Source organism: Actinoplanes sp. URMC 104 (assembly GCF_051386375.1).
Lineage (GTDB): Bacteria > Actinomycetota > Actinomycetes > Mycobacteriales > Micromonosporaceae > Actinoplanes.
On the sequence record NZ_JBPQTO010000007.1, the window covers coordinates 597,227 to 609,582 of the forward strand.

A 12,356-nucleotide genomic window follows, 5' to 3' on the forward strand; every position below is an offset into this window, starting at 1 on the left:
GTTCCGTCCATCCGGGGAAATGCCGTTCAGAGGACGACCCGGGATGATCGCCAATACGAACTGACCGATGGGACGACCCATACCGGCTAGCCTCGAAGCAGCAGGCCGGAGCCGCTGCACCAGCGCTGATCAGCGCCATTCCGCGAAAACGTCGATTTACCCGGAACAGAAGATCGACAATGGCGGAGATCCACCGTGTACTGTTGCGGCGCATATCGGCGGCGTCAGGGACGGGAATGGCCGGATGGGCTCGGTGCACGCGCTTCTCATCGGAATTGACGACTACCGCGCGGTGCCCTCGCTGCGCGGATGCGTCAACGACGCGACGGCCGCCATGGCGTACCTGCGGTCGCGGGTTCCGGCGGGCGAGCTGAACGCCGTGGAGCTGCACGACGGCAAGGCGACCCGGGCGGCGGTCGTCGACGCGATCCGCGATCACCTGGGCCGGGCCCGCGAGGGCGACACCGCGCTGCTGTGGTTCTCGGGGCACGGCTCGCTGGGCCGGGCGCCGCGCGAGCTGTGGCATCTGGAGCCGGAGGGCCGCCTGCAGACGCTGGTGTGCGCGGACTCCCGCGACGGGGACGTGCCCGACCTCTACGACAAGGAGCTGTCGGTCCTGCTCGACCGGCCCGCAGCGGCCGGCGCGCACGTCGCCGCCGTGCTCGACAGCTGCCACTCGGCGGGCGCGCTGCGCGGGCTTCCCGAGGGCGCCGCCCGGGTCCGCAGCGTCGGGGAGGACCTGCTGACGCCGGACGCGAGGCTGCTCATCCCCGAGCTGCGGCACGGCTGGTCGGCGCTGCCGGACCGCAGCCGGCTGGTGGCGCTCACCGCGTGCCGCTCCGATCAGGAGGCGGCCGAGCTGCGCGTACGGGCGGAGGGCACGCGCGGCGTGTTCAGCTGGGCGCTGCTGGGCGCGCTCAACCAGCTCGGCCCCGGCGCGACCTACCGCGAGCTGCTGGCGGCCGCGCGTTGCAGGGTCGAGGACAGGGTACGTGCCCAGGTGCCGCAACTGTCCGGGGACGGGCCCGCCGACCGGCCGTTCCTGGGCGGCAGCCTGCGCGCGCCCGCCTCCGGCATCACGATGCGCCACCTCGGCGGCCGGTGGGAGATCGACGCGGGCGCGTGCCACGGCGTCCCGCAGCCCGCCGCCGGAGCGGTACGGGTGGCGGTGGCGGGCGACGGGCCGGCCCGGTCCGCCCGGGTGGTCTCGGTGCTGGTCGACCGGTCCCATGTGGAGCCCCTCGGCTGGACGCCCGATCCCGCGCGGCAGTACCACGTCGTCTTCACCGAGCTGCCCCAGCCGCCGCTGACGCTGGCCGTGGACGAGCCCGCCGACGCCTGGCGCCGCGCCGCGTCCGGGTCGGCGTGGGTGCGCATCGCCGCGCCCGACGACCCCGACGCACCGGATCTGCGGGTGTCGCAGCCGCGGCCGGGGCGGGCGCGGATCCTGGGCACGGACGGGTCGGTCCTGGCGCCCGACATCGACGAGGACGATCCCGTACGCCGGGTCGCGCGCACGGTCCGGGCCGGCGAGCACATCGCCCGCTGGCGGCAGGTGCGCGCGTTCACCAACCCGGCGGCGGGCGTCGCCGGGGCCGTACGCCTGGAGGTCGTTCCCGCCCTTTCCGGCGAACGGACCGCCCCGCTCGACCGGCAGCCGCTGCGGCCCGGCCCCGACGGCCTGCTGCGCCTGCGCTACCGGTGGGAGGGCCGGTGGGTCGCGCCGACGGTGTTCCTCCGGCTGCGCAACACGACCGACCGGCCGCTCTACTGCGTGCTGCTCGACCTCACCGGCCGCTACCGCATCCACGCCGGGCTGTTCCCGGGCGGCTTCGTCGGGGCACGCCTGTGCGGGGCGGCGCTGGACGGCCGGCCGGTGCAGTTCAGCCTGCCCGCGGGGCAGACCCCGGCGCCGGGCACGTCGACCGTGGACTGGCTCAAGCTGGTCGTCGCCGAGCAGGAGTTCAGCGGGCGCCCGTTCGAGCAGGAGGCGCTCGGCCTCGCGGGCGCCCGCGGCGTTCCGGGCCGGTTCGGGATGACCCGCGACGCCGGGCCGGGCGAGGACGACCCGTACGACTGGGCCGCCACCGTGCTGGGCGTGGTGACCGAGGTGCCGGCGTGAGCGAGGTCGAACGGCTGACCGCCGAGCTCGACCGGCTCACGCCCGGCACGGCGGAGCACGACGAGGCCTGCGCCGACCTGTGCCGCGCGCACCTGCAACGGGCCGTCGACCTCCAGTCGCCCGCCGAGCTCGACCTCGCCGTGGCGGCGGGGGAACGCGCGGCCGGCCACGGGGACCCGTACGTCCGGCATGCGCTGGCGTGGGCGTACGAGTTCCGGTGGGACGCCGGCGCGGACCCGGCCGACCGCGATCGCGCGATCGGGCACTGGCTGGCCGTGCTGGAGCTGGTCGAGGACGCCGACGGGCTGGCCGAGTGCGCGCGGCTGCTCGGCGAGCGCGGCGAGAGCGACGGCGACCCCGCGGACGCGAGCGCGTCGATCGCGCTGTTCGAGCAGTCCGTGGCCGCGGGCGGGCAGCCGTGGTGGCAGCTGGGAACGGCGTACCTGCTGCGCCACCGTCTCGGCGGCGACCTGACCGACCTGGAGCAGGCGGCGCGCAACCTCGACCGTGGGCTCGCCGACCCGCCGACTCCGGAGTGGCGCATCGCGTCCTACGTCGACCGGCTCGCGGTGGCGCAGCTGCTGCTCGAGGCGCAGACGGCCGCCGATCCCACCCGTACGCCCCCGGCCGCCGCGGACATGCTGGAGGTGATCCGGGCGGCGCGCCGGGCGTGGGACAGCGGCGCCGGGGAGCACGACGACCGCGCCCGGCTGGCCGGCACGCTCGGCGCCGCCGCGGTGCTCGCCTGGCAGACGAACCCCGACGCGATCGACACCGCCTGGCTCGGCGAGATGGCGGCCGCCGCGCGCACGCTGCGCGAGCCGCCGCGGGGCTGGGCGCAGCAGCTGAACACGATGGACGCGCTGGTCCGCTACACCGATCAGGCCCGGTCTGGCGGCCGGCTGCCCGACGACGCGCTCGACACGCTGATCGCCCCGCTGCGCGACGGCAGCGCCGACGCGGACGAGGCGCAGGAGCTGCAGTCGGTGGCGACGCTGTTCATGGCGGCGCGGGCGGTGCAGACCGGCGACCGGCGCTCGCTGCGCACCGCGATCGACCGCTTCCGGGCCTCGGACGACCCCGAGGCGCGGCTGCTCGGCCGGACGTTCGAGCTGCTCGACCGCGTCCAGCGCGGCGACGCGATCGCCCGCGACGAGCTGGCCGTGCTGCTCGCCCGGCTGCGCACCGAGCCGCTGTCGTACGTGGCCCGGCAGACCCTCACGCCGCTGCTGACGATGCTGGACTCGGCGATCGCCGCGGGCGACGGCGCCTTCCAGCCGGTCGACCGCACGCCGATCCCGGCCGGGGACGTGCCCGCCGCCGACCGCGCGCTGCGGGCGCTGATCGGCCCCCTGCAGGCCGCCCGCACCCGGCACGACGTACCCGCGCTGCGCGAGTGCGCCGAGCGTTTCGACGAGCTGCTCGCCGTCCTGCCGCCCGGCCACCTGCTGCGGCTGATCGGCGCCGGCCTGGCCGTCATGGCCGGCGACGCGCTGCTGTTCGACGAGCCCGGCGACCAGGACGCGGCCCGGCGCCTGCTGCGCTGGACCACCGACGGCCTGCGCATCGCGGCCGGCCCCGACCACCCGCGGTGGTCCGCGTTCGCGCTGTCCCGCGGCGAGGCGTTGCGGCACCTCACCGACGGCGACCGCGCCGAGTCGCGCCGCTGGGGCCTCGCCGCCCTGCAGGGCTTCGGCTGGCAGGTGCTGCTGCAGTCCGGCACCGACGACGCCGTGGTCGTCGCCGCCGAGGCCGGCGCCGCCGCCCGCCGCGTGGCCGGCTGGTGCCAGGCCGACGGCGCCCTCGACGACCTCGTGGCCGCGCTCGACACCGGCCGCGGCCTGGTCCTGTACGCCGCGACCGCCTCCCGGACCATCGCCGAACGGCTGACCGAGGCCGGCCACCCCGAGCTGGCGTCGCAGTGGCGCGACTCGGCCGGCTACGGCAGCGACGCGGTCACCGGCGATCCCCTGTCCCCGACCGGCGCCGGCGGCTTGGAGGTTCCCGACGATCTGCGCGCCCGGGTGCTGCGGGCCCTCGACCTGAGCGCCCCGACGCCCGCCTCCGTCCCCGACCTCCGCGCCGGCCTCACCGCCGCCGGCGCCGACGCCCTGGTCTACCTGGTCCCGTCCAGCCCCGAGCACCCCGGCGCCGCCGTCGTCGTGCCGGCCGCGGGGGAACCGACGCTGGTCGTGCTTCCCGCGCTCATCACCGGGCCGGGTTCACGCCTGGCCCGTACGGCCGCCGGGGTCCGCGCCGCCGGCTCGGGTTCACCGCTCTCCCCCACCGCCGCCGGATCGCGGCCCTCTCCCGCCGCCGGGTTGCCGACCTCCCCCGCCGCCGCCGGATCGCCGCTCTTCCCCGCCGCGGATTCGCCGCTCCCTCCCGCCGCCGGATCGCCGCCCTCCCCCGCCGGTGCCGGATCGCCGCTCACTCCCGCCGACGCCAGCCCGCCGCTCTTCCCCGCCGCGGATTCGCCGCTCCCTCCCGCCGCCGGATCGCCGCTCCCTCCCGCCGCCGGATCGCCGCCCTCCCCCGCCGGTGCCGGATCGTCGCCCTGTCCCGCCGACGCCAGCCCGCCGCTCTTCCCCGCCGCGGATTCGCCGCTCTTCCCCGCCGCGGGCTCGCCACTCTCTCCCACCGCAGGATCGCCGCTCTTCCCAGCCGACGGGGTGCGCGACGCCGGGCCGGCCGGGGATGCCGGACGGCCCGACTCCGGCCCGGACGACCTGTGCCGGTGGGCGTGGACGGCCGCGATGGAGCCGCTGCTGCGCCGGTCGGGACTGCACCGCGACGACGGACCGCTGCGGCTGGTCCTCGTGCCCACCGGTCCACTGTCGTCGGTTCCGTGGCACGCGGCCTTCCATACGGACGGGCAGCGCCGCCACTACGCCGTCGAAGAGGCCGTCATCTCGTACGCCGTCTCGGGCCGCGCCTTCGTCGAGAGCGCGCGCGAGTCCACCCGTACGGTGAAATCGGTCTTGATCGTCGGCGACCCCACCGGCGACCTGCCGCACGCCGGCGTGGAGGCCCGCGCGATCGGCGCGGCCTTCTACCCCGACGCCGCCTTCGCCGACAGCCCCGCTGCGGTGCTCGACTGGATCGCCACCGCCGCGCCCGGCCCTTCGCTGCTGCACCTGGCCTGCCACGGCCGCACCGACCCCGCCCACCCCGCCGACGCCTGCCTGCGCCTGTCCGGCGGCGAGCTGACCGCCCGGCGCCTGCTCGACGCTTCCCGCACCGCCGAGCTCGAGATCGAACAGGTCTTCCTCGCCGCCTGCACCACCGGCCTGACCGGCCTCGACCACGACGAGGCGTTCAGCCTCACGACCGCCTTCCTCGCCGCGGGGGCGCGCACCGCGTTCGGCTCCCTGTGGCAGGTCCCCGACGCCGAGACTTCCGTGCTCATGTTCGTCGTGCACCACCACCTGGCGCAGGGCTGCGCCCCGGTCGACGCCCTGCACCGCGCCCAGCTGTGGATGCTCGACCCGGACCGCCGCCCACCGGCCGGCATGCCGCCGGAGCTGGCCCGCCATTGCACCGGCCCGCGGCCGTCCGAGCCCCGCTGCTGGGCCGCCTTCACCCACCAGGGCCGGTGAGCAGGCAGCTCATCGACGCCTGGCGGCGGCAAGGGCAAGCGCGGCGACCGCCGCCGCGGTCTCGAGGCCACCCGCCCAGGCCGAGCTGCGGGCAGCCAGAACTCCTGTTCCCACCGCCACCATTGTCACGGCGGACCAGCGGGCTGCGGCGGACATCCGGCGGCGTCGGGACGTCCGCGACGAGGCGTCGGGCATGTCGTTCGTTCCTCTCAGCGTGGCCGGCGCAGTCGGTTCGACCGGCGTGGTGACAGCAGACCACCGCACGTCGGATGCAAAACCATCGAGGTCGCGGGGTTCTATCGCGTACGGTGTCCGGGTGGCACGCCAGCCGGCCAGTCCGGCCGATCGGACCTTGATCGAGGCCGCGCGCGCCCAAGGCGTCACGGTGACGGCCACGCAGCTGGAGCGATGGCGTCGTGTCGGCCTGCTGCCGGCGAACGCGCGGCGGCATCTCGGGCGAGGTCGCGGCAGCACCTCGGAGCCGGCGCCGGGCGTCGCGGAGCTCGCCGTGTGGCTGGGTCGGCACATGCGGCGGGGTCAGCGCACACACGACGTGGCGCTGCGCGCTTTCGGCGACGGGCTCGCCGTTCCGCAGCACACCGTCCGCGCCGCCTTCCGCGACGCCGCGCAGCTGCCGCCGGCAGAGAATATGTCCGGCCGGCCCGGGGCAGTCCTGGTGCCGCGGCGTATGCGGCGCATCGATGCGCGCGTCGCGGCCGTCGGGATGTCGCCGGCACCACCCGAACTGGCCCGCTTCGACCGAGGACCCACGCACGACGAGCCGCTGAGCCCCGCGGGGCTGAGTCTCATGGCGACAGCCGTGGCTCTCGACGGGTCCGAGCTCACCGGGACCGAGATGGCCGACGTCATCCGCTCTACGGCACCCGAGGGCACGGCCGTCCCGGGGGCGTCGATGCTCGAATATCCGGACGGTATCGAGGCGACCGAGGTTGGCGACGAGACCGGACGGACGCTCCTGCCGACCGGGCCGATGCAGGAGACCCTGTGGCGGGTCGTGAACGAGTCGTCGCTCGAACGGCTGCGGGCCGGGTGGATCTCGGCGACCGACCGCCGGGCCTGGGCGCTCGGCCTGTGCGCGGCGGTCGAGGCCGAGCTGGACGACGGCGTGCCCGGTGCGGCTGTCGCCCAGTGGCGCATGGCGGCCGCCGGTCTCGGACCCGGCCGGCTGGAGATCCGGGCGGTGCTGCAGGACAAGCACACGCCGAGTGGGGCAGCCTTGACCGCGGTGATCCTGCTGTGGCAGGCGCAGCAACTGCTGTGGCTGCAGGAGCTGCTGCCCGACGGGCTCTACGAGCTGCTTCCCGTACTGCTCCCGCCCTACCTGCTGCGGCTGCTCGAACTGCTTGCGGTCAGCGGCCCTGATGGGTGAAGCCGGCCCAAGCGGCCACGTCGCCGGTCAGGCGGGGCACCAGGGCGCGCAGTGGAGCCGGCATCGTGGGTGGGGTCTCGCGGTCCGGGTTCAGCATCCAGCGCTGTGCATGGTTGAGCGCATCCATCGGCCGCTTGCCCTCCGACCACAGGTAGTGGTGGGCCATGTACATCAGCAGCGAGGTGGCCTCCCCGGGCACGGGCCACAAAGAGCCGAAGACGCTGCGTGCGCCGGCGGCCAGGAAAGCGGTGGTCAGGCTGAAGGCTTCGTCGTACGCGCCGCTCGGCACGCCGGTGGTGCAGGCGGCCAGCGCGACGAGGCCGATACCGGTGGCGCGGCGGGAGCGAAGGATCTCGTGCGCTGTGAGGCGGCGGGAGTCCGCGAGCCGCAGGTACGAGCCGTCCACCCCGGGGCGTACGGCGCCGTGGCAGGCCAGGTGCAGCACGGTGCCGCCGCCGGAGTGCAACCAGTCCCGTACGGCCTCGGGGGTTGCCTCGGCGCCGTGCAGGGCGGTGGCGCCGGGCAGGAACGCGGCGCGGATCGCGTCGGCCTCGGCCTCGGCGTCGGGCAGGTTGCGCTCGGGGTCGGCGACGATGAGGGCGGAGGCGCCGGGGGCGATGGGCGGGCGTTCGGCGTTCTGGCACAGCAGCCTCGCCGAGGGGGCGTACGAGAAGGTGGCGATCTCCACGGCGCGCGTGCCGTCGCGGTCGCGGGCGGCGTGCCAGGGCACCGCGGCGAGGTCGCCCATCGGCACGAGCACGATCCGCGGCGCGCGGCCGATCGGCCACCGGTCCAGCATGTCGAGCAGCGGGCCCACCACCGCGGGCCACGCCCAGTCGCAGACCTCGTCCAGCGTCGACCCGGCGGCGGGAGCGTCACCGGCCTCACCGGCGTCGCGCGCCCCGAGCGAAGCGTCGCGCGCCCCGAGCGAAGCGTCGCGCCCGCCGAACGAAGCGTCGCGCCCGCCGAACGAAGCGTCGCGCCCGCCGAGAGCGTCCACGTGCCGCGCCACCACATCAGTGGCCCCCAGGCGAGGCAGCGGCAGGAACACCGGCCGCGCCCCGGCAAGCCCGGACGCCGGCACGAGCACCGCTCCGCCGGGCCCCTCGTCGTCGCGGGGCATCAGATACACGAGCACGTCGGCGCGTACCTCGGTCAGCGCCCGGCCCACCTCGGCCGCGCCCGGCGGGTCGAGCACGTCCGGAACGGCCGCCTCGGACAATGGAGCCCCGGTGAGCACGGTCAGGATCTCGTACCGCAGATCGGGGTCGTCGGAGTTGCGCCGCCAGCGGGCCAGCAGATCCTCGCGGCCGAGGCCGGTCAGCCGCGCGGGGACGTCCATGGTGACCGTCGCGGCGTACAGCATCAGGCAGCGGCCGGCGTCCAGCACCTCCGCGGCGCCCGCCGGGTCGCCGTCGGCGAGGAACCAGCGCGCGACCTGCCGGGCGTCGTCGGCGGCGTGCCGGGCGGCGGCCGCGGCGTCGGCGGTTCCCGCCTGCAGCAGCACCGACCACGCGTGCCCGCGCAGGGCCCGGCGACCCGCTTCCCGGCTGCGCGCCGCGCGACCATCGAGCCGGTACGCCATGCCGAGCGCCTGCGCGCTGGCCGTCCACAGGGGATGGCCGGGGTGGCCCGCTTCGTTCTGCGCGTCGGTGAGCCGCCGCACCGCCTCGTCGAGCGCCGACCGGCCGCCGCCGAGCTGGCAGGTCGGGATCAGCGCGCCGCCCAGCAACGTCAGGATCAGCACCCGGTGCTGGTAGCCGTCGGGTGCCGTCTGCAGGGCGCGGCGCAGCAGCCCGATGCCCCGCGACAGCTCGGCCGCGTTCCGCTTGTCCACCGCGGCCCGCACGACGTTGTTGCCGATCGTCATGAGCCGCCACGCGCGTTCGGCGTCCGACAGGTACGGGTCGTCGGCGTCCTTCGCGTCCGTGCTGTGCAGCGCCGACAGCAGCCCGCGCATCGCCGTGGCCGTCGGGTCGCCCGCGGGCAGCCGATCCACCATGCCCGCGAGCGCCTCCACCGTGCCCAGCGCGCTGTCGACGTCGCCGTGCTGGGCCGCCGCCATGGCCTCCGACGCCACCAGCATGCTCTCCGCCAGCGTCCGGTCGCGGTCGGAGAGATCGTTGCGGGCGAGCACCGTACGGGCCTGCCGCGCCGCGACCTCCGCCGTGCCGTAGTCGTTGATCACCATGGACTGCTTGACGGACAACGCCGTACGCGACACCGACACCAGCCCCGCCAGCGGGCTCTCCGGCGGGATCGCGGCGACCGCCTCGTCGAGCCGGCGCAGCGCCTCGTCCCGGTCGTACCGCGGGTCGTCCGCCTCCGCCGCCAGCACGTCGGCCAGCGTCCGCAGCGCCGTCATCGAGCCCGGCATCGCGGGGTCGTCGCCGGCGTCCTCGATGAGCGCCCGCACCCGCCGCCCGTCCACCGGCCTGCCCATCAGCCCCGCCTGCAGGATGCGCATCGCCAGCGCCCGCCCCACGCTCCCCCGGGCGCGGCCCCGATAAGAGCTTTCCTCGTACGTCTTCACGGCCGCGTCCAACGTGGCCGGATCACCGTCGTGCGCGTACCTGGCCGCCAGCGCGTGCGCCCGCGCCAGGTCGTGCGCCCCCGTAGGCCTCAGCTCGGGCCGTCTCAGCTCCGCGATCAGCCCGTCGAGCTCGCCCGCGGAGAACGCCGGAATCTCCCGCAACAGCACCAGCGGGTCCGCGATCAGCACCGCGACAGCTCCTCGACCACCCGGCGCGCCTCGAGCACGTAGTGGCTCTCCGCCGGATAGAACCCCACCCGCTGCTCCAGCGCCGCCCTGGCCGTGGCCACGGCCTGCTCCCCCACCTCCGTGCGCGCGACGACCAGCAGCGCCCGCCCGCGGTCCCCGCTTTCCAGGGCGTACGCGAGACGAGCCACCCGGGCCGCCTCCGCCACACGCCCTTGCAGCAACAGTGCCTCCGCCAGCAGGGTCCGCGCCCCCGGCCGCTCGTCCTCCACCAGCCGCTCGGCCTCGCGCAGTGCCCGCTCCCCCCATCCCAGCCCCAGCAACACCTCGACGAGAGCGTGCCGCGCCCCCGGGTCAGTCCCCCGCCGGCGCACCTCCCCCTCCGCGATCGCCAACGCCTCGCCCAGGTCCCCGCCGCCCGCACCCCCGACCGGTCCCGCTACCCGGGCCTCCGAAGACTCCACGTCCCCCATCCAGTCGTGGCAGGCCCCCTCAGCGCCGCACGCCCGACTTTCACCCTCATCCACCCGCGGCGGCAGCCCACCCTCCGCCGCCCGCGACAGCCCACCCTCCGCCACACGCGACGACAGCTCACCCTCCGCCGCCTGCCGCAGATCGCCGGCCTGCGCCGTCTCCGCGCCACCCGCCCCCTCGGCGGGCGGCGCGGAGACGGGCCATTCGGAAGGAAGAGCGGTGGCCGGGGATCCGGATGCGGCAGCGACGCCCGGCTCGGACGAGGAGATGGCAGGTGGCGCCGAGGCAAGGCGTCGGGAATTGGAGATGGGCACGGCAGTAACGGACGGAGGGAAGGCACTCAGCCCGGTGGCCGCCGGCTCAGACACTGACGCCCCGCAGACAGCCGGCGGGACGACACGCCCGGCCGGGCTGGACGCATCGGACACAGGCATCGCTGAGGAAAGGCGGGTAGAGACAGAAGCCCGCAGCTCAGACACGGACGAAGCGGGAGCTGGCAGCTCAGACGCAGGCGACCCCGGCGTAAGCGGCGCAGAAACGGCCGACCCAGGTGTGAGCGGCGCAGGAGCAGCCGACCTAGGCGTGAGTAAATCAAAAGCAGCCGACTCAGGCATGAGCGACGCAGAAGCACGCGACCCCGGCGTGAGCGACGCAGAAACAACTGACCCAGGCATGAGCGACGCAGAAACAGCCGACCCAGGCGTGCTCGGCGTGGAAGCAGCCGACACACAGAACAACGGCCCCGGGCCGGCGAATCTAGCGCGATCCCGCAACGCCAACGCCAAGTCGATCCGCGCCTCGGAGTCGGACTCGCCGCGGCACAGGGCGACCACCTCCTCGAGATCCCCCCACCGCCCACAAGCCAGCAACTGCCGCCGATACCGCCCCCGAACGGCCGCCGACCCTCCCGCCCGCCGGCACAACCCGGCCCACACCGCCAAGGACTCCACCGGCGTACGCCCGCCGTCGCGACGCGCCTCGAGCGCATACTCCACCGCGAGCACGACCTCGTGATCGGCGCCCAGCCGGGCGGCGGCCTCCTCGAGCAGGTCCGTCAGCCCCGCGAGGCTGCCGGCTCCGATCAGCGTGTGCAGGCGGGCGCTCAGCCGGCGCTCGTCGTCGTTCGGTCGGGGCACCGGGCGCTCACTCCGGCTCCGACTCGAGCACGGTGAGCGCGCCGGGCTCCGACTCGAGCACGGTGAGCGCGCCCGGCTCCGACTCGAGCACGGTCAGCGCGTCGGGCTCGGACTCGAGCACGGTGAGCGCGTCGCGCAGCATCGCCACGGCCTGGCGGCGCTGGTCGGAGGGCGTACGGGAGTTGCGCATCAGCTGGTCGAGGGCGCGCGCCAGCGGGCGGTTGCCGGGGGTGGGATCGGGGTCGGGGCGCAGCTCGTGGCGCAGCTGGTGCAGCACGCCCTCGGTGCCGTGGCCGTCGACGAGCCGCAGCCGGATCGCCTCGCGCAGCAGCCGCGCGGCGGCGTCCGCCGGGGTGTATCCGCCGCGCAGCACGACGAGGTCCTCCACGGCGCAGACCGGCGGCGCGTGGTCGAGGGCGGCCGCGAGCGCGGGTTCCCGTACGGCCCAGTCGAGCAGCACCCGCAGCAGGCATTCGACCGCGGCGGTGGCCTCGCCCGCGCGGAACAGCTCGTCCATCCACCCGTCGCGGTGCGGCCAGTAGCTCCACACCTTGGTCTCGTCGACGAGCATCTCCGGCGCGCCGGCGCGGTCGGCGCACCGGGCGAGCTCGCGGCGGCTGCCGGCCCGGTACGCGCCGGCCAGCGGTTTCTTGGCGTGCGGCCCGGCGACGGCGAAGAAGGTGGTCCGCGACCCCTGCGGCTGCACCGCGGCGACGACGTCCGACCAGGACAGGCGCCCGGCGTCGGCACCGCCGGCCAGCAACTCCTCGACGGCCCGGTAGTAGTTCACCTTGGTGGTCCAGTGCTGCGTCGGGGCGAGGTCGCGGCGCCACCGCACGGCCACGGTCCGGCCCAGCTCGTGCACGACATACGACGACAAGGGTCCACCTAGGAGGTCGGGAACGACGTCGGCCCC

General features: G+C 75.7%; 6 protein-coding genes. 3 read left to right on the plus strand and 3 right to left on the minus strand.

Annotated elements, in window-relative coordinates; translation table 11 throughout:
• The first annotated feature begins 253 nt into the window (after window positions 1–253).
• The 3 genes from ACSNN8_RS24255 to ACSNN8_RS24265 all read left to right on the plus strand — a co-directional run bounded on the left by ACSNN8_RS24255 (window position 254) and on the right by ACSNN8_RS24265 (window position 7,111).
• A complete protein-coding gene (locus tag ACSNN8_RS24255; RefSeq protein ID WP_436651724.1) occupies window positions 254–2,122 on the plus strand; it encodes a caspase family protein in 1,869 nt (622 codons plus the stop codon).
• Window positions 2,119–5,721, plus strand: coding sequence for a CHAT domain-containing protein (locus ACSNN8_RS24260; RefSeq protein ID WP_436651726.1), 3,603 nt, complete (start codon window positions 2,119–2,121; stop codon window positions 5,719–5,721). The genes ACSNN8_RS24255 and ACSNN8_RS24260 overlap by 4 nt, the downstream gene beginning before the upstream one ends.
• A 316-nt stretch (window positions 5,722–6,037) precedes the next feature.
• Entirely contained in the window at window positions 6,038–7,111 is a 1,074-nt protein-coding gene (locus ACSNN8_RS24265) for a hypothetical protein (RefSeq protein WP_436651728.1), read from the plus strand.
• Here the strand turns inward: ACSNN8_RS24265 and ACSNN8_RS24270 are convergent.
• The 3 genes from ACSNN8_RS24270 to ACSNN8_RS24280 all read right to left on the minus strand — a co-directional run bounded on the left by ACSNN8_RS24270 (window position 7,092) and on the right by ACSNN8_RS24280 (window position 12,320).
• The gene (locus tag ACSNN8_RS24270; protein WP_436651730.1) at window positions 7,092–9,833 is read right to left on the minus strand and encodes a CHAT domain-containing protein; all 2,742 of its coding nucleotides are present in this window, start codon (window positions 9,831–9,833) and stop codon (window positions 7,092–7,094) included. The genes ACSNN8_RS24265 and ACSNN8_RS24270 overlap by 20 nt on opposite strands.
• Window positions 9,827–10,294, minus strand: coding sequence for a hypothetical protein (locus tag ACSNN8_RS24275; protein WP_436651732.1), 468 nt, complete (start codon window positions 10,292–10,294; stop codon window positions 9,827–9,829). Before ACSNN8_RS24275 ends, ACSNN8_RS24270 begins: the two co-directional genes overlap by 7 nt.
• Window positions 10,295–11,447: 1,153 nt before the next feature.
• Window positions 11,448–12,320, minus strand: coding sequence for a hypothetical protein (locus tag ACSNN8_RS24280; protein WP_436651733.1), 873 nt, complete (start codon window positions 12,318–12,320; stop codon window positions 11,448–11,450).
• Window positions 12,321–12,356: the final 36 nt, after the last annotated feature.